The following is a 23,193-nucleotide window of genomic DNA, read 5'->3' as shown; positions in this document are numbered from 1 at the left end:
AAATTGACGTAAACTTTGATTAATTTAGCCATTCAAAATATATCCTTCGTATTATTTCGTCTTCTTTGAACAATTTAATATTTTCAATAAGGGTATGATAACCAATTTTCAGTTATCATCAATTAAATAATTAATTAATGATCGTAGTGCTATTACGTAGTCTTTATAGTCAGTCTTTCCTTTATCATTTATTTTTACATTAAGCCCAATTACTTTAATGTTATCTTCAATGAATTTTTTTACATCTTTAAGCTCAGGATTAATAAGCACAATATAATGATAAGTTTTTAACGTTGCATTTAACTTCCTATATAAATCCTGAAAGAATTCGTCAGAGAATGAAAATCCAATAAATAATAGAGGGCGATTACCTATAATAGACGCCAACAACAGATGAAACTTTTCATCTTTATACAAATCTTGATAACTCTTCTTTGAAGCAATCATGGTTTCCAACTTTTTCACATGACCGTGTAAATGGATGACTTGATTTTGACCTTGCATTAACTTTTTTGGATTTTGAACTTCTTTGATTGTTAACGGCACTGTATATTCATGTTCCCTGCTCAGAAAGTCACTTATGCATAAATCATAATTGGTAGTTATATAAAAATTTGAATTTAGCTTTAACAAATCAAAATAATTATGATTTTCATCAAGGATATTTAAATTTTTTTCTTTTTCAATTATGCCACTAATCTCTTCTTGTATTTGTTCTTCTGTCGATATATAGGGGGAAACTTTTCGCAAATAATCAAGAGCTTCTAAATAATCGCCTAATTCCATGATTTCTTTGTAGGCTTCCTTTTGGTGTAATTTCGGCAGATTCTCTTCAGAAAGCAACTCTAACAATCCTCCCCAATTCGGAAGACCAAATGGCATAGATAACCCAGCACCAATAAATGGAATTAGCAAATCTTTTTCTTTTTTAAGCATGTCTAAATTTTTTTTATAATCCCATACTAAATAATGTTCTTGTAAAACATTTTTCATCATATTTCTAATCTCATTTATAAAAATATCTTTTAATACATACAAGTATTCAATTTCATGTTTTAAACTGCCCTCAATAGGTTCTCTACAAAATCTGCAATTATCTTTTATATCTGATGCAATGGAGTCATCATTGTACGTAAAACATTCATAATGAATTTGAACATCAAGAAAGTTAAAATCTGTTGTCCGTTTTATAAAAAAATCAATTTGCAATGGGCTGAAAACACCTTCAAAAGTACGTAAGGTGAATTTTTGACGACCGACTGTTTCCACCATATTAAATAGCAGTCGGGTTGTGTCACTTTTATCTATTCCTAAATCAGTACTGACGGTGGCTATCAAGGTTTCTAACGACATGATATATAAACTCCTTATTCAAATGCCTTCTAGCTTTAAATATTATTCTAAATTGTTCAGTTGTTGTATAGATTGTTGTTTGTACTACATCAACATCATTCGTATCCACAATTTTGTAAAACCATGACATTGACCATTGCTGAAGCTCTTTTGCATTTTCAAAGTCAGTATATAGGCTATATAAGGTGTCAGAACTAGCGATCGGATTTTGTGCAGCAGAAGTTCCAGTTGAGCTTTTATTTGCCTTTTCATTTTTATATGATATTTTAGTCGGAAAGCCGATTAAGCCTAAGTCCCTAGCCTTCTTGACTAATTTTTCATCATCCAGATTGTTACTTACATAAATACCTAATAATAAAGAGTGAATTTTTTCTATGAAATCACTCTTCTGTTTTTTATTAGACTTTTCACCCATTTTATCTAAATTCTTAAAGAGGCGATTAGTCATACTGCTTATTTCATTATCTGCCATAGTTTTAATTTTATTTCGATCTTCAGACACAAGTTGGTCAAAGAGCATCTTGCATAAACTATACATACCCTTACGATCCTGTTTTACATCTAACTTCGTTTTAAGAGAAAAATGGAAAAATATTTTTTCCTTTACCCAGTCATGAAATTGTTTTATGGTATGACCAAGGTCTTCTTCTTCCTCACTTTCAAAATTAATTCCAGTCAAGTTCCGATTTAAAATGAGGCACGTTTTCTCTTCAAAATTAATTTCTACACCAGCCAATAAGTATTCGTTTCTAATTTTCCCGTCCTTTTTCTTTCGGGGAACGACTCTTCCAATTAAAAACCTTGCACTTTTTACGTTATCTTCATCCTCAACAAAATCATATCCAGCCAAAAATTTTGTTCCCTTTACAGATACATTGAAGCTGTCCATAACATAAAAGCCATCTTCCGACATTTTCCTTTTCACATTAGGAGGAATGGAATCACTTTGAAAGAAGTCAAACAATTTTTTAGTATTTTTTTTAAAATCTTTAATGCTAGGTTTTTTAGTTAATATTAATTTATGAACTGTAATATTTTTTAATTGTCCATAGAAAATATGTTCAAATAATACGGCATTTATATCCCTGTTTTTCTGATCATCTAAATATGCAGAATAGAAACTAATAAAATCCTTTGGCTTATTATTTTTATAATTAAGTCTTTCTTTCATAAGCTCTTTGAACCGCTTAAAATGAATATAATCAATAAACTTAGTTCCTAAGAAGTCGGGTACAAGCTGCTTTTCCAAAAACATTCCCCCAATATCTCTCTATACTATTAGCTATTTACTCCAATTCTTATTATAACAAACCCCGTACTATGAATAATACTGATATCTCATACCTATTAGATATAAATTTGTTGTTGGGGTATGGAGATGTGTCTAAATCGTTCGATGATATATTTAATAAATTAATGAAGGAATTCGAAGAGAAATTTAAACAGGCGGAAAAAGAAGTAGATGAGAAAAATTAAAATTATACAACAAGATGTTGAATTTCTTCAAATCTAGAATATTTTTTGGAGGTCGAAACCGTAGCCATGTTTGATGATCTGATGCTAAAAATAGGCAAAAATGAAGCAAATAAAAAGATAAATGACCTATTAAAGAATACTAAAATAGATGATAATCACAATAAAAACAACCCAAATAGGTTTTTATTAAAAAGAATGGAAATAAAAGTAAGGCAGTTGCCAAAATTAAGGTAGTTGCTTTTTATTTGAACGATTTGATTTTTGAAAAGAAGAAAATAAACTTTCTGTTTCATTCTGTGGAATAAATAGGATTTTTAATTATACAACACAAACTAATTTAGGAAAGAATTCCACATCCAAAATAAGCTCGATTAACTTGTATGGCTATTCGACCTTTATGAATCATGACATTCGTTGCCAAGCAATTTGAAAGTAAATTGTTCCTGTGCCATATATAGAATTATATTTTGCCATGGATACTGATCATTTATTATTCTTGTGCCAAGTTTTGAATTTCCTTCCGCCAAGCATTATGGCATAATACTTTGCTAATGCCAAACAATGAATTTCCTTTTAAAATACAATTTGAAGAAATCTTCACGATGACAACCATTCTGAAACGAAGTATTGTTGTATCAGGGGATTGGGGTATTCTGAGTGCCTAGGATGTTGAGAGGATGACAGGGATGTTGACACAATGCCAAGGATGGTGACACACAACAACCGAATTCATGGAGACGATATACTGCGCCCTTAGCATCCCGGGTATGCATCGTCGAAAGCACCAAATGCCCGGTGAGTGCCGCACGGACGGCGATTTTCGCAGTCTCTGCATCTCTGATTTCACCAACCATAATAATGTCGGGGTCATGGCGAAGAATCGCCTTAAGGCCGGCAGCATAAGTAACACCTGCTTTTTCATTCACTTGGACCTGCAGGACAGAGTCATAGTTTTTTTCAATTGGATCTTCAAGTGTAATGACATTACGGTGAAATAAGTGGGCCGTTTCGTTTAATAGCGAATAAAGTGTTGTGGTTTTGCCACTGCCGGTTGGCCCGGTGAAGATGATTAATCCATGTGCGTGTTTAAGAAGTGCTAGTAGTTTTCGCGTCATTGCAGGGAATAATGAGAGCTGATGAAAAGGAATCTGTTCTTGTTGAGGTAAAAGCCTAATCACAAGGCTTTCTCTGTTGTTTGATGGGAGTGTTGAAAGTCTAAGACCCATTAATTGTCCGTCAACTTCACAAAAAATTGCGCCGCTTTGCGGGCGTCGTCGTTCACCAATATCCATATTGGCTGTGAATTTAAAATGTGAGATTAATCTGTCGCATTCATCCTTAGGAAGGGATAGCCGGGGAATAAGTTTGTTCGTTAAACGGATCTGAACGAGTGTGTCTTTCTTCCTTGGGACGATATGAATATCTGTCGCTTGGTTTCGTGCTGCATCAGTAACAATCCGATTTGCTAAAATTTCAATAGCACTAACAATGAGTAACACCACCTTTTTAATTTGTCCCTGCATATATTCGACAACATTCCACCTTTTCCTTCTTTAAATTTAAAATTATTTTATTTTTTTTGACAAATAGGTGTCAGGCACTATGTGAAAATTTCACATGGTGCCTGACACCTTATTCCTTATATTGCCTTTTCTGTTAGATAAAAGAGCCCGCCGTTGATGAAGGAGATGTTGATTTTGGGTTCATATTGTTCCTGGAGGGCTTTTTTTTCTGTTGAATAGCTCTCATTTTCTTCTTCGACGTCTTCATAAAAATGATCTAAAAGCCGCAAATCTTGATTCCAGCGCATTCTTGCTTCCTCGGCCCATGAATGTTCTTCTCCCTCAATTACTGATCTCAGATAATTTTCAATTCTCGACATCCCGCTTTTTGGCTTTACTAGCGGGGATAGGGTAAAGGAATAGTCCGGTATTTTTGGCGTCAGCGTTATTTGCTGCAGGCGGTCGTGGAAGTTTTCGACCATTTGTCCATTAATCAGCTGAAGGCCGATCGACTTAAAAACATCGCGCTTACGGTCACATTGATAAGAAATTTTCACATTCATGCACAGCCATGGCAGCAAAGGGGTTTGACTATTATGGTACTGATGGTTTTCATAAAGACGAATGTAACGGGATAAACTTTTTGTCGAATCAAAAATTTGATGCAGCCTTGGTGAACCAAAATGAATGATTTCACCCTTTAATTTCTCAGGAGCTTCCTCCTTGTTGGTAATAAAGGTGAGGCTCATCGGGTTCGGAATCCCGCCCGTCTTCTCTAAATAATGCCAGTAAAATGGGCGGTTCATGAGTTCTTTATCAAGTTCAATGGTTAACTGTATGGTTATATATCCTGGATGGTTTTCAAGGATTGGGCATTCATTTGCCTGAAAATAGTTCAAAAGAAAATTATGAATTTCCTGCTGCTGCATGTGATTCTCCTTTCTTCATTCCTTCCGCAAACTCAATCATGGATGATAGGTTTTCCATTTTAATTCTCATCTCGCCTTCTGATGCGGATTGTCCGAAAATATCGATTAAATGATCCTCGATATTGCCGAATTCAAGCTTTGTTAAGATATCGTCGAGTTCGCCGATGACCCGCTCAAATAACTCAATCTTTTCATATAGAAGCTTTAAGATATGTTCTTCAACCGTATTTCTAATCGCGAAATTATAGATCATGACGTCCTTTTCCTGGCCGAGACGATGAATCCTGCCAATTCTCTGTTCAAGTCGCATCGGATTCCATGGTAAATCAAAGTTAATAATATGGTTGCAAAATTGCAGGTTAATTCCTTCGCCGCCCGCTTCAGTTGCAATGAGAACCTGGGCATGCTTTTGGAATAATTCCCGCATCCAATCCTTTTTGCCACGCTTAAACCCGCCGCGGAAGGGGACGGAGGAGATGCCATGCTGCTTTAAAAACCATTGAAGGTACATCTGTGTGGCGCGATATTCAGTGAAAATAATCACTTTATCATCTACCTTCTGAATCAATTCAAGGGCCTTTTCTGCCTTCGAATTCTGCCCGACGGCTTCGACTTTTTTAATCAGGTATTGGATTTGATTCTCAAAGGCTGGTGTCGGATTCTCTTTCTTCTGGAGCATATTCTTAAGTGTATAAAAAACAGCTTCCCTGCTGCTGCAGGCTTCGCGCTGCAAGGTCATTACCGAGAAAGAGCTCGCCTGCACCCAATCTCCTTCACTTTTAAGGGCAGTTACCGATTCATATAAATCCCTCTCAGCTGCTGAAAACTCAATCGGAATGGTTTCAACATGCCTTTTTGTCCATTCAATGCCCGTATCGGCACGCCGGTTTCGAATCATGACTTTGTTCACTAATTCCTTTAAATGTTCATCATCATTTAACGACCGTGCATCGCGTTTATATTTTTCGTAAAAGCTAGTCTCACTGCCTAAATGTCCCGGTTTTAACAGGGAAACAAGGTTAAAAATTTCTTCAATTCGATTTTGAATCGGTGTTGCCGTTAATAATAAACAAAATTTCTTTTTCAGGTTTTGGACAAATTCATAGTTTTTCGTTTTATTATTTTTCAGCTTATGGGCTTCATCGATGATAATTAAATCGTAATCTTGCTTATAGATGATCTCTCTATGAGGATTGCGCTTGGCTGTATCAATGGAGGAAACAACGATATCACACTGTTCCCACACATAGCTTTTTCTTTGTGTAATCGCTGGAATAAAAAACTTGCTATTCAATTCAATCGCCCATTGTGTAACTAGAGAGGCTGGTACGAGGATTAACACTTTTTTTACTAGTCCTCGAATCATATATTCTTTCAGAATTAATCCAGCCTCAATTGTCTTTCCTAGTCCAACCTCATCAGCTAGAATGGCTTTTCCATTCATGTTTTCAATTACCTGTTTAGCCGTTTCGAGCTGGTGGGGGAGCGGGGTTAGATTTGACAAATGACTAGGGGCCATTAAGCCCTCAAACTCTGGGATGACAAGATGGTTTTCGACGCCAATTGCTAGTTTAAAAAGCTCCCAATTCCCCCATGGACCATCATGCTCAATTCTATGTAAAAAATCATCCTGCCAGGAGGAATCAAATTCAATTTGAACCGACATAGTTTCATCTCCTATTCCTACAAAATATATTGCCCAAGTATTGGTTTAATGGTAGGATGAAAATAGCTTTGAAAGTTTAAAATATTTTAATAAAGTAATGTTATTGAGAAGTATAATTAGTATGACCAAATTGGATAATATTATAAATGCGAATGACAACAAGGGGAGAGACTACCTTTGTAGCGCCGAAGGAGCAAGCAGATGATGTGAATCTCTCAGGCAAAAGAACTCTTGTTTGACGCAGCTCTGGAGAGAGCTCACCTGTGTTGTGAGCCACCAAAGGGGAAAGCCATTTTAGGTAAACTTTCAGGTGCAAGGACAGAGACCTTCTTATGTTTCAAGGGAGGTTTCTGTCCTTTTTTATATGAGCCATTTTGGTTTTTTCAACTAATTCAAGTATCAAAAGATTAAAGGGGGATTTATCGTGACTGAATTAAAACGTACTCCGCTTTTTGAAGTGTATAAGGAATACGGCGGAAAAACGATTGATTTCGGAGGCTGGGAGCTGCCAGTTCAATTCTCAAGCATAAAGGAAGAACATGAAGCCGTTCGTACTCGTGCAGGCTTATTCGACGTATCCCATATGGGAGAAGTAGAAGTAAAAGGCCCTGACAGCTTAAACTACTTGCAAAAAATAATGACCAATGACATATCCAAAATAAAAAATGGCGGGGCTCAATACACCGCGATGTGCTATGAAAACGGCGGTACAGTTGATGACCTGCTTGTTTATAAAATTGAAGACAACCATTATCTGCTTGTTGTAAACGCATCCAATATCGAAAAGGATTACAAATGGATGGAAGAGCATTTAGAAGGTGATGTCAGCATTGAAAACCTGTCAGAGAAAACGGCTCAGCTCGCTCTTCAAGGACCACTTGCTGAAAAAATATTGCAAAAACTAACTGACACCAATTTAAGTGAAATCGGCTTTTTCAAATTTCAACAAGAAGTGATTATAAAAGGTAAAAAGACACTTGTATCAAGGACGGGCTATACCGGTGAAGATGGCTTTGAGGTTTATTGTGATGTAAGTGATGTTGTTGAACTTTGGAGATCGATTTTAACCGCAGGAGAAGAAGAAGGCGTCGTGCCTGTTGGGTTGGGAGCTCGCGACACGCTAAGATTTGAAGCAAATTTAGCCCTTTACGGACAGGAGCTTTCACCAGAAATTTCTCCACTTGAAGCGGGGATTGGCTTTGCAGTGAAATTGAATAAAGAAGCTGATTTTATTGGGAAAGAAGCACTAAAACAGCAAAAGGAAAATGGTTTATCGAGAAAGTTAGTCGGTATCGAAATGATTGACCGCGGAATTCCTCGTCACGGTTACCCTGTTTATAAAGGTGATGAGCTGATTGGTGAAGTGACAACTGGCACACAGCCGCCTACATCAAAGAGAAATATTGGCCTTGTACTCATTAAAACTGAATTTACGGGTCTTGATACTGAGGTTGAAGTTGAAATTCGCGGCAAACGTTTAAAAGCTGCAGTAGTTCAAACACCTTTTTATAAAAGAGAAAAGTAAAACATGAAGGGAGTTAGGTTTATGAAACATCGCTATTTACCTATGACTGAAGAAGATAAGAGGGCAATGCTTGATACGATTGGTGTTTCCTCGATTGATGAACTGTTTAGCGATATCCCTGAGAAAGTAAGATTTAAGGGTGAGTATAAGATTAAAGCGGCAAAGTCTGAGACGGCATTAATGAAGGAACTTTTTATGTTAGCGGACCGCAATGCCGACCTTAAAAGGAATGTATCTTTTCTAGGTGCCGGTGTTTATGACCATTACATGCCTGTCATCGTGGATCATGTTATCTCTCGTTCTGAATTTTATACTGCTTATACACCCTATCAGCCGGAAATTTCTCAAGGCGAACTGCAAGCGATTTTTGAATTCCAAACAATGATTTGCGAGCTAACGGGAATGGATGTGGCCAACTCCTCGATGTATGACGGCGGAACAGCACTTGCTGAGGCAGCGATGTTAAGTGCAGGCCATACGAAACGAAAAACGATTCTCGTTTCAAGTGCCGTTCATCCTGAGTATCGTGACGTTCTGAAAACATATGCCAAAGGACAGTATCTAGAAGTAGTAGAAGTGCCTGTAAAAGATGGCGTAACAGATGTTGAAGTATTAAAAGAATTAGTTAATGATGATGTGGCAGCGGTTATTGTTCAATATCCGAACTTCTTTGGCAGAATCGAGCCGTTAAAAGAAGTAGAAGAAATCACCCATGCCAGTAAGGGGTTGTTTGTGGTCAACAGCAATCCGTTATCCCTTGGGCTGTTAACACCTCCGGGCAAATTTGGGGCGGATATTGTTATTGGCGATGCTCAAGTCTTTGGAATCCCAACTGCATTTGGCGGACCACACTGCGGTTATTTTGCTGTCACGAATAAATTAATGAGAAAAGTTCCAGGCCGTCTTGTTGGACAGACGGTAGACGATCAAGGCCGACGTGGATTTGTGTTAACACTCCAAGCGCGTGAGCAGCATATCCGCCGTGAAAAAGCCACATCCAATATTTGTTCGAACCAAGCATTAAATGCCCTTGCAGCATCTGTAGCAATGACAGCGCTTGGTAAAAAAGGTGTCCGCGAAATGGCTGCCGCTAATTTACAGAAGGCTCACTATGCCAAAACTGCTTTTAAAGAAGCCGGTTTTGAAGTCGTTTATGATGGCCATTCCTTCAATGAATTTGTCGTTAAATTAAACAAACCTGTGAAGGAAATAAATCAGCAGCTGTTACAAAAAGGGATGATCGGCGGCTATGATTTAGGACGTGACTATCCAGCGCTTGCTAACCATATGCTGATTGCTGTAACGGAACAAAGGACGAAGGAAGAAATCGATACTTTCGTGAAAGAATTGGGGGATTTGCATGCATAATCATGATCAAGCACTCATTTTTGAATCTAGTACACCTGGACGAATTGGATACAGTCTCCCTGAAATGGATGTACAAGAATTAGATTTGGTCAGCCTTCTTCCGGAGGGGTATATACGGGAAGAGGAAGCTGAGCTTCCAGAGGTATCTGAACTTGATATCATGCGTCACTATACCGCTCTTTCGAAGAGAAACCATGGCCTAGACTCAGGTTTTTATCCATTAGGCTCTTGTACGATGAAATACAATCCGAAAATTAATGAAAATGTTGCCCGTTATAACGGCTTTGCCCATGTACATCCGCTCCAGGACGAAAGCTCTGTCCAAGGTGCGCTCGGGCTGTTATACGATTTGCAGGAGCATTTAATTGAAATTACCGGTATGGATGAAGTGACATTACAGTCGGCGGCAGGCGCGCACGGGGAATGGACCGGATTAATGCTAATCCGTGCCTATCATGAAGCAAACGGTGATATGAAGCGAACAAAGGTAATCGTTCCAGATTCCGCCCATGGCACGAACCCGGCATCTGCGACGATTGCAGGCTTTGATACGATTACTGTCAAATCAACCGATAAGGGTCTTGTTGACCTTGAGGATTTAAGAAGGGTTGTCGGGGAAGATACGGCCGCCCTTATGCTTACAAACCCAAATACACTTGGACTATTTGAAGAGGAAATTCTCGAAATCGCTGAAATCGTTCACCAAGCAGGCGGAAAGGTTTATTATGATGGAGCGAACCTGAACGCAGTTCTTTCAAAAGCTAGACCTGGTGACATGGGCTTTGACGTTGTCCATTTAAATCTTCATAAAACCTTTACTGGCCCACATGGCGGCGGCGGACCTGGTTCAGGACCGGTTGGAGTCAAGGCAGATTTAATTCCATTCCTTCCGAAGCCAATTATTTCGAAGCGCGGCGAGGAGTTTGTGCTGGATTATGACCGCCCGCAATCAATTGGCCGTGTGAAGCCATTCTACGGCAACTTTGGCATCAATGTTCGGGCATATACTTACATCCGCTCCATGGGTCCTGACGGCTTAAAAGCGGTAACGGAATATGCGGTATTAAACGCTAACTACATGATGAGAAGACTTGCTGAGCATTACGATTTGCCATTTGATAAACATTGTAAGCACGAGTTTGTCCTTAGCGGTAAACGCCAAAAAAAATTGGGTGTGCGCACATTGGATATTGCGAAGCGCCTGCTTGATTTCGGCTACCATCCACCAACCATTTACTTCCCGTTAAATGTGGAAGAATGTATCATGATCGAACCAACGGAAACAGAATCAAAAGAAACACTTGATTCTTTCGTCGATATTATGATTCAAATCGCTAAAGAAGCGGAAGAGAATCCTGAAATCGTTCAAGAGGCACCGCATACGACGGTTGTTGGTCGTTTGGATGAAACGTTGGCAGCGCGTAAGCCAATTTTAAAATATCAAAAGAATTAAAAAGGATTGAGTCAGATTCGGATAGTGAATCTGACTCTTTTTTTTCATTCTTGAAGGTGATTATTATTTTTTTTCATTCTTAGGTAAATAATAAAAATAAGACAAGGAGGGCAAAAAATGGCGGTTTCAAACCATATTCCATTGACAGCATCTGAATTAGGAAACCTTTGGATGACCTATCAGGACAAAACGATGCTTATGAGGGTGCTCGAACATTTACTTGAACATGTTGAAGAGCAAGAAATTCAACAACTATTACAATCAAGTTATGATTTTTCGAAACAAGCCGTAGAAACAATAAGCACTATATTTGAGGAAGAGGGAGCAGTAGTCCCAATTGGCTTTACTGAAAATGATGTCTATAAAAATAAGCCTAAATTATTTGGTAATCTTTATGACTTAATGTTTTTACAAATGATAGATAAAATTGGTATAAGTCTTTTTGCTCTCTATTCAACCATGTCTTTCCGAAAAGATATCAGAAATTTCTTTATGCAATTGACTGATAACGCCCAAGAGGAATTAGATCAGGCGACACAAATTCTATTGGAGAAGGGGGTTCTAGTCCGTTCGCCAGCTGTGTCAATGCCAAAAGAGGTTACATTTGTTCAAGATAAAGATTATTTATCAGGTTTTAACATCTTAAATAAGACAAGATCTTTAAATACAATTGAAGTTTCACTGATTTATCATGCGATTGAGACAAACTTAGTAGGCTTGCAATTAATGATTGGCTTCGCCCAGGTTGCAAAAGATAAACAGGTGAAAGACTATTTTGTTAAGGGCATGAATTTATCAATGAAAATTGAAACCACATTAGGAGAATTTTTACGGCAGGATTTTATTGAACCACCGGCTACACCTAATGGAAAAGCCACCGATTCCACTGTTGCCCCATTTTCAGATAAGCTGATGATGTATATCACCAACTTGTTAAGCACTTTTGGTCTTGGGAGTAATGCACTCGGGGGAGCATTTAGCTTACGAAGTGATTTACCAATGACAATGGCTCGGATTGCATTAGACATTTTCTCTTTTGCCAAAAAAGGCGGGGAAATCATGATTAAAAACGGATGGATGGAGGAGCCGCCGCAAATCGAAGATAGACGAAAACTGACTAGTTCATAAAGATGGGAATTAACGTTTAAGAGGATGTTTCAATAGGATCAGACCTTTTTGAGACATCCTCTTTTGATGTTACTTTTTCACTTTTACTTTGCCAGACCACTTCTTGAACCCGCCTTGCAGCTGGGTTAGGTCTCTATAGCCCTTTTTGTGTAGAAATTGTGCTGCACGTGCGCTGCGCATGCCACTTTGGCAATACAAGTAAACAGGCATATCCTGGCGAATTTCCTTCATTCGCATTTTCATCTGGGACATTGGGATATTACGTGCCCCTAAAATATGGCCGCCATCGAATTCATTTGCTTCCCGAACATCTATTAGTTGTGCCTTTCTGTATCCCGCACGGAACTCTTCTTCGGTTACCGTTTTAACAATCCTCTTCTGATAGAAATAGGTAAAAACGGAATAGATGATTACTGCTGCAATGATGATTAATAAGACATAAAGTGAACTCAACTTCTTTTTGCTCCTTTCAAGCTTTCTTGCACTAGTTTTTATTATATAAGTCATTGCCATAAAGATAAAGATGAATAGGAAAAATCTTTTTATTTTTGCCTAATTTAATTATACCAGAAACATCTCATTTTGAATTCCTATCAGATTTTGGTAGACTAAAATTCGAAGTAACTTTATAAAAATGAGGTTTTTAAATGAATAACGAAGTTTGGCGATTTATCGATACGGGTAATAGTTCACCATCTTTTAATATGGCATTAGACGAAGCGTTACTTGATTGGCACAGCGAGGGAAAATTCCCGCCGGTGATCCGCTTCTATGGCTGGAACCCTCCAACCTTATCTGTAGGCTATTTTCAAAACGTGGATAAAGAAATTGATATGGAGGCAGTAAAGGCGCATGGGCTGGGGTTTGTCCGAAGACCTACTGGCGGACGTGGAGTCCTTCATGAACATGAGCTTACATATAGTGTCATTGTGTCAGAAGCACATCCGGAAATGCCTAAGTCCGTTACTGAAGCATACCGGGTCATTTCGGAAGGAATATTAAAAGGTTTTCACCATTTAGGGCTTGAGGCATATTTCGCGGTTCCAAGAACTCCGGAGGAAAGGGATGCGTTGAAAAATCCTCGCTCCGCTGTCTGCTTTGATGCCCCGAGCTGGTATGAGCTTGTCGTCGAAGGCCGAAAGGTAGCAGGAAGTGCACAGACGCGGCAAAAGGGTGTTATTCTGCAGCACGGCTCGATTCTATTGGATTTAGACGAAGATAAGCTTTTCAGTCTATTTAAATATTCAAATGACCGGGTCAAGGAACGAATGAAGAAGGCCTTTAAGGATAAAGCTGTGGCTATCAATGCGATTAGCTCACGAAGGGTTTCACTCGAGGAAGCAAAAGATGCTTTTTATAAAGGCTTTGCTGAAGGGTTGAATATTGAGCTTGAATCATATCAACTTACGGAGGAAGAACTGGCCTACGTTCAAAAGTTAGCGAGTGAGCGTTATGAAAGTGATGAATGGAATTTTAAACGGTAATTTCAGAAAGCGGCGAATGCCGCTTTTTGCTTTATTACTTATTTTAAAAAGTGGCAAGGTGCGAAATTTGTTAAAATTTCCTGTTTTATGGTGAAAACCATTTGAATCCTTTAATTTCCTCCATAATCTAGTTTTTTTAAAGTTTGACAAAATAATAGTTATTTGCCTTAAATACAATATATAGTGGTGTCGAAAATATTTTCGGTACTATATATTGATTTAGGGTCTTTCTCTATGTTAACCTAATGGATATTAAGACAACAAGATAAGGCATAACTTACTAGAATCTAAAACATGGTAGAGAAATTAATCGAAGGAGTTGTTCTCATGTCTGTAGTTTTTAGACAAAAAATGAATATTGATTTTGAAAGGTTGAATGAGGATATCCGCCTTTTCCCTCAAGTGCACCCGGTAACCCCAGATATGAAAATAACTCACAAGGGTGTTTCACGTTTGGTCATGTTAGACCGTTACACCTTTAAAGACACAGCAAAAATTACCCTCACGAATGGCGACTTTGTTGTTTTAACCATTAAAGAGGATCCAAAATTTCCAGCCCGCGGCCTTGGTACCATTATGGAAATTGATTGGGAGAGGAAAAAAGCAAAGGTTTTGGTGGATGAGGAATTCAGGGGTGTACTCGATGACCCCGAGGAAACGAGTACAGGACTTATTTGGCGGTCACTGGATATCATTGAAAAGCCGTTAGAGCTTTTCTACGAGCAAATTGCGAAGCGGAATGCCACAGGCTTAGCGATGGTGGAAGAAACCGAAGAGAAGCGAAAAGAGTGGTTTGAAAAGTTCTATCAAGAGCTTGTTACGATGAACTTTATTCCAGCGGGTCGCGTCCTGTATGGTGCAGGGGCAAATACGGATGTGACATTTTTTAATTGTTACGTGATGCCGTTCGTTCCGGACTCACGTGAAGGCATCTCTGACCACCGTAAGCAGGTAATGGAGATCATGAGCCGCGGCGGCGGTGTCGGCACGAATGGATCGACTTTGAGACCTAGAAACACCTTAGCAAGAGGCGTAAATGGAAAATCATCTGGATCGGTTTCATGGCTGGATGATATTGCAAAATTGACGCATTTGGTTGAGCAGGGTGGATCCCGTTAACTAGCTCCAAACGGCGGGATTAAAATCTCGTGAATTGCTGGAACACCCTTAGAGCCTTATCAACCACAACGTGACTGGCAACGGTGAGCGTGAAGGTTTGAAAATGATAAGGATTGGGCAATCAGCAGCGAAGTTTCTCTGGAAACGGAGATGAACGTTCAACGACTATTAAAATTTCCTACGGTAAACCACTATGGAAAGAGTAAACTGTTATTCTGGTAACGGAATTTCAGGGCACGAGACAAAGATTTAATCTTTGATGATATAGTTCTGATCTCATGTGAAAGCATGAGAGCTAGGCAGAAATGACCTAGCCGCTCAATTTTGAGTAGTAACAAAAAAGCGTGGAGCGCAAATGATCATGTTGACGGATTGGCATCCAGATATTATTGAATTTATTATTTCTAAAATGCAAAATCCGAGAATTCTACGATTCTTAATTGAAAATACAAACGATGAAACGATTAAAAAACATGCAAAAGATAAACTTAAATTCACTCCTCTAACATTACAGGAAACGGCAATGTACCAGGGAATTGCGAATTACAAAAACATTCCAGGTTATGGTGGATTTGATGAAAAGATCATTGCAGAAGCAGAAGAAAAATTAGCGACCGGTGGTAACTATACTGTTCATAATTCTGAATTCCTAACTGGAGCAAACATTTCCGTTTGTTTAACGAAAGAGTTTATGGAAGCTGTTGAAAAAGACGGTGAATATGAGCTGCGTTTTCCTTATGTTGAACACTACAACGAAGAGGAAATGAAAATATACAATGAAGAATGGCATCAAATTGGGGACGTCCGTGAGTGGGAAAAACTCGGTCACAAGGTGCGCGTTTACAAAAAAATCAAAGCCAAAGAGTTATGGAATTTAATTAATATTTGCGCTACCTACTCCGCAGAACCGGGAATATTTTTCATTGATAACGCAAACGACATGACAAATGCTAAAGCATATGGACAGCAAGTCGTTGCTACAAATCCGTGTGGTGAATAGCTTGCCTCACGTTAAAAATTGCGGAATGAAGCGGGAACCCTGAGATTGGGAATCCGAACCGAAGGCTAGATGCAAAAGTCTAGTCAGGGGCAACGCATAGATGGTGAACCTGCAAAGCAGAATATAATCCATCCACGAGGCCGCAACATTACACACAAAAACCATAATCAAATAATGAATTGATAGGATTAAGGTGATTAAAGTGAATAGAGGGTATGCGGGTTTTTATAAAGGACATTATTTAAGAAGTTCTTACGAATACGCATATGCTAAATATCTTGATTATTTTTCGATTCATTGGAGATACGAAGAAAAGGTATTTGATTTAGGTTATAAAATGTATAAGCCGGATTTTTTTCTTTACGACAAAGATAATAGGCTACAAAAGATAGTGGAAATAAAATCTAGAAACAAGGAAGCAAAAAATAATGCAAGGAATTCTTTAAATACCATTGAAGAAAAATTTAATATCAAATGTGAACTTATTTCTTATGAAGAATTATTAAAGCTTTATAAAGAGTTACCATTTTCTTTAACATCAACAATTAATGAATGGATAACTTCAAGTAATACTACTATAAATAAAGCTGCTTATGGTGAACTTAATGGCCATTATAATCTAAAGCATAATAATGATTCGAAAAGAAAAATAGGTGAGCATACAAAAAAGCTATGGGCAAGTGATGGTACTGCAAAACAAAGAATGCTGGAGGGATTAAGAAATTCTGGTTTAGCTCAAAAAGGAAAATTAAAAAAGAGAAGGCAAACCAGATTTTGTTTAGAGTGCAAAAAGAAATTTATTGTAATTGAAACATCCCCTCAAAAATTTTGTAGTCAATCATGTGCTGGAAAAGACGCGATAAAAAGAGCCACTGATATTTATGTGGGAAAAAGAAAAGAAATTCATGATGATATTAAAGAATATATAATTCAATGGTCAAATGATCACAGAGAAATTGTTCTTGCGACTCCCTTAAATAGGATTAAAACCACTATTAAGCCTTTATTGAAAGACATCGAAAAACTGTTTGATGTGAAAGATATGAGAGTCATATCCAAGGCAGTTTTTGGTGAGGATCAAGGAAGAAAAGAATTAATTAAGTTTATGCAAAATGTGTGTAATGAAAAGGTATGCTGAACTTACAGGAATTGAACTGTAAGATCTATTGGATAAAAAACCAATAGGATAACAAAATGGGAGCAACCTCTCGCACCATTTTCAGTCTGTAACCTTGCAGCTGTTAACCTTGCAGAAATGGCAGACAAGGAAACGAAAACAGTTGATTTTGAAAAGTTAAGGAAAACAGTAGCGGTCGGCGTCCGGATGCAGGACAATGTCATCAACGCTACCCCTTACTTCCTGGATGAAAATAAAAAGCAAGCACATGGTGAACGCCGTGTCGGTCTAGGTGTAATGGGCTTACACGATTTACTTATCTATTGCGAAACCGAGTATGGTTCACCTGAAGGGAACAAACTTGTTGATGAAGTATTTGAAACAATTGCTACAACAGCTTATCGGACATCAATAGAATTAGCCAAAGAGAAGGGAAGTTTCCCATTCTTAACTGGTAATTCACAAAATGATACAAATCGGTTACGACAAGCTTTCATCGATACAGGCTTTATGAAAAAAATGCCTGAAGATGTCCGTCAATCAATTTTAGATAACGGAATAAGAAATTCACATTTGCTAACTGTTGCTCCGACGGGTAAACATATTGCCCCCAGTGTTCGTAAGAGCGCTGCGTAAACTTAGCTGTATGCGGGAAACCCTGGCGTATCTCTTACTACCTAGTCTTGCCAACTGTAAATAGGTAAAAATGTAAGAGTGTAGGTGAAATTCCTACCAGACAATCCGCAGGGAAGTCGTGGCTGACCCCTCAACGACTAAACGCTGAGCAACCATTTTTAATGGTTGGTGATATAGTCTGACCCATATGGCGACGTATGGAGCGGGTACTAATAATCCCGCCCTCTATATAATCTTTATAGAGAGTAACAAACGTGAGTACTGGAACAATGGTTGGCGTATCGACCGGATTAGAACCTTATTTCTCATTCTCGTATTTCCGCAGCGGTCGTCTAGGTAAATTTATAGAAGTAAAAGCAGATATCGTACAAGAGTACTTGGATCAGCACCCAGAAGCTGATGCAAACAATCTTCCGAACTGGTTCGTAGCAGCTATGGAGCTAGCCCCAGAAGCACATGCAGACGTACAATGTGTGATTCAGCGTTGGATTGATAGCTCAATCAGTAAAACCGTAAATGCGCCGAAAGGGTATAGCGTAGAACAGGTAGAAAAAGTTTACGAGCGCTTATACCGCGGAGGTGCCAAAGGCGGAACAGTTTATGTGGACGGCTCAAGGGATTCTCAGGTTTTAACACTTAAAGCTGAAGAAAATACCAATGAACAATTATCGATGTTTGATGAAAAACCAAAGCAGCATGTCGTTCTTGTTGACACTATCAGTGATCTTCGTTCAACAGATGTAACAATTGGCTCAGAGGTAGGGAACACTTGTCCAGTCTGCCGCAAAGGAAATGTAAAAGAAATCGGCGGGTGTAATACCTGTACCAATTGTGGTGCACAATTAAAGTGTGGTTTATAGAGTTTTCTAGGGGATAAAGCCGCCTCAGTTGTTTAGGGAAATGGTTCCCCGTGCGAAAAGTGACATGCACAGCCTCTTTTCAAATGGTTAAATTAATGTTAAGATTGTGTTGCAGTAAAAATAAATCGTAATGAGGTGAGGATAATGAAAACAAAAAAATATACGTCATATCCTCATATTGCTTTTTAGTTATTTTTTTACGAATACATTAGGCTCTGAGGGTATGATTCACTCTCAGGGCTTTTTATATGGCAGAAGGAACGTTTAAGCTTTCTTGCCGGTCTATGACAGCCACTTACGGAGTGGCTGTTATTTTTTTGTTTTCCGTTATTCCCCGCTTTCCAAATATGAAAGGATGATGCTTTATTAAAAGACTCGCTCAATATTTTCGCTCATTACAATCCGGACAGTCATCTTACAGTATGATTTATGAAGACCCAATCTATTGGAATAATGATGTTGCCTATTACATTGAACCGACACATAGACTCACACTGGATAAACCATGTATTACCATAAAAATACCTTTTGAACGTCTCGGCTTAGATGAAAATATGGATCAAGTTGTTCTCTCAGATTTTGCATTAAGAGAATGGGGTGATCATATTGAGGCATTAAATGAATTGATTTATAACCGGTCACGTTCTGATAAAGAAAATGGTGCTTTTTATTGTTTTCGTCCAACCAATGTGTTGTTGCAACGTAATGCATCCTATGTCGAAGTCATCTCGGAAAAATGGTATTTATGCTTAATGATTACAGTTCAACTTCCATTCAAGAATAATAATAAAGCTATGCGCATGCTTTGCAAAATGGTTCCAAAAGAAGTGGAGGAGTTTAATGCCAAGTTTGATCTCATCAAATTAAATGCTGCCTTTGAATTGGTAAAAAAACAAAATAGGATTCGCAGATGGCTAAAATCCAATGGTTATTCTGCGTTTATTGCGAATGGCAGCATTTTGCCAAGAAATAAAGACAAACGCGGGCCACTGGAGGGTGCCTTGCCTTTTACATCCCCGGAAGATGTTGAAGTTGAAATTTGTGGTTTGCGAGGAATGGGGATAAAACATGGTGTGACGGTCATCACCGGCGGTGGTTATTCGGGTAAAAGCACATTGCTGGATGCACTAAATTCGGGGATTTACAATCACATCATAGGAGACGGACGAGAATTTGTGATTTCAGATCAAAGTGCAATGGAAATATCTGCAGAGGAAGGCCGTTCCATAAAAAATATCAATATTACGCCTTTCATAAAATGGATACCCAATAGTTCGGCTGAACAGTTTTCGACTGACTACGCCTCCGGTTCCACATCTCAAGCCGCAAATATAATGGAGGCAATCAACTTCGGGTGTAAGCTTCTTCTTATTGATGAAGACAGAAGTGCAACCAACTTTATGATTCAAGACATCAAAATGCGTTCATTAATCAAGCATGAACCCATTACACCTTTTACGGAACGCGTCAGGGAGCTTTATGAGGCTGCCCACGTATCTTCCGTTCTTGTTATTGGAGGTAGCGGTGAATTTTTATCCGTTGCCGATCAAATCATCCTGATGGACAATTTTGTGCCAAAAAACGTAACCGAGGAAGCAAAAAATTTATGTGAACACGACAAACCACGTGAACGTATCCCCCTTACAAAATGGGAGATAGAAAGAAAAATAACCACCAATCACTTTTCGAGCTATCCACAGGGGAGTGGTACAGAAAAGCTGATGGTTTCAACCATGGGATACATGGTGATAGGTGATGAACAAATTGATATCAGAGGGCTTTACAATATTACATCACACGCCCAGCTTGCGGCTATTGCCTTTTTAATTCGAAAAATCGCTATAAGTAATCAGGATCGCGTCATCTTTCTTCATGAAAAGATCAAAAAAGCTCTCGAAGATATGGAGAGAGAAGGAGTGGATATTGTATTTTCTTCCTTTTTTCCCGGTTTCGAAAGATGGCTTGAATTACCCAGAATTAATGAAGTATTATCTGTCATAAACCGAATGAAACATTTGAATTCTATTCAGATTGAGCCCCCTGAACACCTCTGATTACGACATAAATATTGATTATCTTGATAATCAAATAGTTAAGGTAATTAGTGAAAGACATATCCTAAATATTCGGCAATCGGGTGCAATTGTTGAAGATAATACCTAGAAAATTATCAAACTTTTTTATAAAAATTGTGCAATGCTTCACAAAGAAAGAATCCGTTTTGATCAATCTTTTTTTCAAAACGGGTTCTATTAAGTTACAGTAAGATGTGGATTTGTGACGTGTTTTTGATCAAACTTTATTTTAAAGCTACATGGAGAACGTTTCACCTTATGATTTTTTGTAAGGGTTGTTTTAAAAGCCTTTGAAAATACTATGAAAACTTGTCAAATCAGCGGTTTAAGCCATTTTTTAATTGAGCTTAATCAATCCCTTTCTTCCCGATTTGGTTTAAAAAAGTGTGACTTTCGTTTAGAGTGTGACTATAAGTGTGACTGAAATTAAGGAAAATATTGTAACGGACATTTTGTTCTGCCGAGAAGTTTATCGGCAGTTTTTTTTGCGAATTATGTACTCCACTATTTCAAATGCAAAAGCGAGGGGGAACAAGATTCATAACTTTTTTTAAAAGGTTTTATGAGCGGTACAGAAGAGAGTGTGAAGGATTATACTTAAGCTGACGAATCAGGTTTGTTGAAGAGTGTTGTTTAACTTGTGTTGAACAATCAAGGCCATTTAATTGAATAAATTGGCCCTTAAACAGTCTGTAGTTGAAATTTTATTATCTTAAAAATATATAGGATGGTGATTAAGTGAATAAAAAAGTATTCAACATAATCGGATGGGTATTGCTTATAGGGTTGGCTGCTTCATGGATTCGATTAGGCTATTTAGATATCTACGTGTTATGGCTTCCGGTTACGTATCTTTGTTTTTCAATTAGCGATGGTAGTATCAAGAACTTAAAAAAGATAAAAAAACTTTCCCGATCTCAATCGATTTCCGTTGTATTTTCATTTATTATATCTGTAATTGTTGTATTTGCACTTATTCAACTAGCTAATTATTTAATCAATGATGTATTACATCTTCAAGGATGGATTAAAACACTTAGTCAAATTATTGCTGTAATCGTTGCTCTATACCCTGTTAAGTTTACATTTGGCAGTATTGTTTATAAAGTAAATGAAGACTTAAATTCAAAAAAAAGGTAGATAGAGTATAAGAATTTTTGAAGAATCCATATTCAATAATCGGGAGTTGAATAAGCTTCACTTTTCTTATTCAACTATAGGGAGTCTAATTTAAGTGTAATTATTCACAAACTGTATTATTAAATGGCCTTTTCCTCACACAAAAAGACTCCCACCACATGAAAAAGGAGAATGAATTCATTATGGAATCATCCCCTCAAATAGTTTGAATATGCTTATACTTATATTACTCATCAATGACTCGCTAAACGTTTTTCAAAATCCGTCTTAAACAACAGAATAGCATCAATATTTACAGCAAAATCATGGTCACTGATATTAAAATTAGTTATAAACTCGTCAGATCTCTCACGAACCATAATTGTCGGACGGATATTGTCTCCAATAGCGTCCTTAGTTACAGCACTTCCATAGAAATACCAGTTAGTTTGAGTAGGCGCATTTGCTGCATTCTTAGATAAGTCATTTTTTATTAATTCGCATAATTGATCCATAAAATCTTCATTAAGCTTAATGGTTTTTCCATGGTGACCATCAACAGATATATCAGCATATCCATACCAAATATTCCTGCTTGTAAGCTTTCCGTCTTTTGAAGTGTATGTTTCATCAAACAAAATCTTCATTTCATACCCTCCGTTAGTATAAAATTTCTTCACACTAGACAAGGTCATCTCACCGTCTGGTAAACGAGGGCTATGGCTCCAGAATCAAATGTCTTGTTTTCGATAAGTTTAAGATTGATCTTCTCCTTGTGACCTTGGAATAACGGCAACCCGCTGCCGATCAGGACGGGAGAAACCGTAATTTTATACTCATCTATTAAATCAAGCTGCATAAGGTAGTGTGCTAACCTAGGACTGCCGAGGATGACCATATCCTTGCCTGGCTGCTGTTTGAGGTTATTGATCTCTTCCTCGACATCTTCTTTCACCAGTCTGGAATTATTCCATTCGACTTTCTCCAGCGTCGTGGAAAAAACGATTTTGGCTGTCTTCACGATCCACTCGGCATGATTCTGTTCATACTGCGAAGCTGATGGGTTCGAAGGCACAGATGTCCAGTAACTGTGCATCATCTGATAAGTCCCCCTTCCCCAAATGACAGTGTCGGCAGTACTCAGAATTTCTTTCGCGTGTTTCTCCAAATCAGCATCGTAGGAAACCCAGCCAATGTCCATTTCACCATTCGGCCCTTCTACAAAACCGTCAAGCGATGCGTGCAGAAATAGAACGAGTTTTCTCATTTTTAGTTCTCCTTTGTTCATGAGGGATATTTTTTTATACTTCTTTACCTTCAATGTAAGTATAACCAATTTTTTATAAATTTCGATAAAAAATTCTATAAGTTAAAACTAATTAA

At 38.0% G+C, this 23,193-nt stretch carries 16 protein-coding genes, 5 pseudogenes and 1 riboswitch; of the genes and pseudogenes, 13 read left to right on the top strand and 8 right to left on the bottom strand.

Going from position 1 to position 23,193, the window contains the following annotated elements:
- Window positions 1–108 precede the first annotated feature (108 nt).
- On the bottom strand, window positions 109–1,353 hold the full coding sequence (locus tag BANVL01_RS03445; RefSeq protein WP_066089860.1) for an SIR2 family NAD-dependent protein deacylase: 1,245 nt from the start codon (window positions 1,351–1,353) through the stop codon (window positions 109–111).
- Complete coding sequence (locus tag BANVL01_RS03440; protein ID WP_066089855.1) at window positions 1,316–2,602, bottom strand: hypothetical protein; 1,287 nt, start codon at window positions 2,600–2,602, stop codon at window positions 1,316–1,318. The genes BANVL01_RS03445 and BANVL01_RS03440 overlap by 38 nt, the downstream gene beginning before the upstream one ends.
- Window positions 2,603–2,895: 293 nt before the next feature.
- On the opposite strand from BANVL01_RS03440, the gene BANVL01_RS27150 reads away from it, so the two are divergent.
- Entirely contained in the window at window positions 2,896–3,063 is a 168-nt protein-coding gene (locus BANVL01_RS27150) for a hypothetical protein (RefSeq protein ID WP_156482179.1), read from the top strand.
- A gap of 488 nt (window positions 3,064–3,551) precedes the next feature.
- Here BANVL01_RS27150 and comGA read toward each other — a convergent pair.
- From comGA to BANVL01_RS03425, 3 genes and pseudogenes are all read right to left on the bottom strand, one after another.
- Window positions 3,552–4,352, bottom strand: a pseudogene (gene comGA / locus BANVL01_RS03435) (competence type IV pilus ATPase ComGA); the annotation flags it as partial.
- A 116-nt stretch (window positions 4,353–4,468) separates the two neighbouring features.
- A complete protein-coding gene (locus BANVL01_RS03430) occupies window positions 4,469–5,260 on the bottom strand; it encodes a YqhG family protein (protein WP_066089851.1) in 792 nt (263 codons plus the stop codon).
- The gene (locus tag BANVL01_RS03425; RefSeq protein ID WP_066089848.1) at window positions 5,238–6,926 is read right to left on the bottom strand and encodes a DEAD/DEAH box helicase; all 1,689 of its coding nucleotides are present in this window, start codon (window positions 6,924–6,926) and stop codon (window positions 5,238–5,240) included. Before BANVL01_RS03425 ends, BANVL01_RS03430 begins: the two co-directional genes overlap by 23 nt.
- 152 nt (window positions 6,927–7,078) lie before the next feature.
- Window positions 7,079–7,167: riboswitch (glycine riboswitch) on the top strand.
- Window positions 7,168–7,350: 183 nt separating this feature from the next.
- Between BANVL01_RS03425 and gcvT the strand changes: the two genes are divergently transcribed.
- From gcvT to BANVL01_RS03405, 4 genes are all read left to right on the top strand, one after another.
- Entirely contained in the window at window positions 7,351–8,451 is a 1,101-nt protein-coding gene (gene gcvT / locus BANVL01_RS03420; RefSeq protein ID WP_066089845.1) for a glycine cleavage system aminomethyltransferase GcvT, read from the top strand.
- Between the two features lie 21 nt (window positions 8,452–8,472).
- Window positions 8,473–9,819: an aminomethyl-transferring glycine dehydrogenase subunit GcvPA gene (gene gcvPA, locus BANVL01_RS03415; RefSeq protein ID WP_066089842.1), complete on the top strand. Its 1,347-nt coding sequence runs from the start codon at window positions 8,473–8,475 to the stop codon at window positions 9,817–9,819.
- Entirely contained in the window at window positions 9,812–11,272 is a 1,461-nt protein-coding gene (gene gcvPB / locus BANVL01_RS03410; protein WP_066089839.1) for an aminomethyl-transferring glycine dehydrogenase subunit GcvPB, read from the top strand. The genes gcvPA and gcvPB overlap by 8 nt, the downstream gene beginning before the upstream one ends.
- A 117-nt stretch (window positions 11,273–11,389) precedes the next feature.
- Window positions 11,390–12,400, top strand: coding sequence for a DUF3231 family protein (locus BANVL01_RS03405; RefSeq protein WP_066089836.1), 1,011 nt, complete (start codon window positions 11,390–11,392; stop codon window positions 12,398–12,400).
- Between the two features lie 69 nt (window positions 12,401–12,469).
- Here BANVL01_RS03405 and BANVL01_RS03400 read toward each other — a convergent pair whose 3' ends face one another.
- Entirely contained in the window at window positions 12,470–12,853 is a 384-nt protein-coding gene (locus BANVL01_RS03400) for a rhodanese-like domain-containing protein (RefSeq protein WP_066089833.1), read from the bottom strand.
- A 194-nt stretch (window positions 12,854–13,047) separates the two neighbouring features.
- Between BANVL01_RS03400 and lipM the strand changes: the two genes are divergently transcribed.
- The 8 genes and pseudogenes from lipM to BANVL01_RS03360 all read left to right on the top strand — a co-directional run bounded on the left by lipM (window position 13,048) and on the right by BANVL01_RS03360 (window position 21,831).
- Entirely contained in the window at window positions 13,048–13,884 is an 837-nt protein-coding gene (gene lipM, locus BANVL01_RS03395; protein ID WP_066089830.1) for a lipoate--protein ligase family protein, read from the top strand.
- Window positions 13,885–14,211: 327 nt separating this feature from the next.
- Window positions 14,212–15,000: pseudogene (locus tag BANVL01_RS03390) on the top strand (ribonucleotide reductase barrel domain-containing protein); the annotation flags it as partial.
- A 346-nt stretch (window positions 15,001–15,346) separates the two neighbouring features.
- Window positions 15,347–16,000, top strand: a pseudogene (locus BANVL01_RS03385) (ribonucleotide reductase barrel domain-containing protein); the annotation flags it as partial.
- A gap of 205 nt (window positions 16,001–16,205) precedes the next feature.
- Window positions 16,206–17,141 carry a restriction endonuclease gene (locus BANVL01_RS28855; RefSeq protein ID WP_066089824.1) on the top strand — a complete coding sequence of 312 codons (936 nt, stop codon included), beginning with the start codon at window positions 16,206–16,208 and terminating at the stop codon, window positions 17,139–17,141.
- A gap of 60 nt (window positions 17,142–17,201) precedes the next feature.
- A pseudogene (locus BANVL01_RS03375) lies at window positions 17,202–17,717 on the top strand (ribonucleotide reductase barrel domain-containing protein); the annotation flags it as partial.
- 296 nt (window positions 17,718–18,013) lie between these two features.
- A pseudogene (locus BANVL01_RS03370) lies at window positions 18,014–18,616 on the top strand (ribonucleotide reductase barrel domain-containing protein); the annotation flags it as partial.
- A gap of 422 nt (window positions 18,617–19,038) precedes the next feature.
- Window positions 19,039–20,670, top strand: a complete 1,632-nt coding sequence (locus BANVL01_RS03365; RefSeq protein ID WP_066089816.1) for a P-loop domain-containing protein — start codon at window positions 19,039–19,041, stop codon at window positions 20,668–20,670.
- An 807-nt stretch (window positions 20,671–21,477) separates the two neighbouring features.
- Window positions 21,478–21,831, top strand: a complete 354-nt coding sequence (locus BANVL01_RS03360) for a disulfide bond formation protein DsbD (RefSeq protein WP_235845477.1) — start codon at window positions 21,478–21,480, stop codon at window positions 21,829–21,831.
- A gap of 233 nt (window positions 21,832–22,064) precedes the next feature.
- Here the strand turns inward: BANVL01_RS03360 and BANVL01_RS03355 are convergent, their stop codons facing one another.
- Window positions 22,065–22,457, bottom strand: a complete 393-nt coding sequence (locus BANVL01_RS03355; protein ID WP_066089810.1) for a hypothetical protein — start codon at window positions 22,455–22,457, stop codon at window positions 22,065–22,067.
- A gap of 44 nt (window positions 22,458–22,501) precedes the next feature.
- A complete protein-coding gene (locus BANVL01_RS03350; RefSeq protein WP_066089807.1) occupies window positions 22,502–23,077 on the bottom strand; it encodes a dihydrofolate reductase family protein in 576 nt (191 codons plus the stop codon).
- Window positions 23,078–23,193: the final 116 nt, after the last annotated feature.

Source organism: Neobacillus novalis NBRC 102450 (assembly GCF_001591805.1).
GTDB lineage: Bacteria > Bacillota > Bacilli > Bacillales > Cytobacillaceae > Neobacillus > Neobacillus novalis.
Note: the sequence above shows the minus strand (reverse complement) of the source record. Positions and strands in the feature narration are given on the sequence as shown.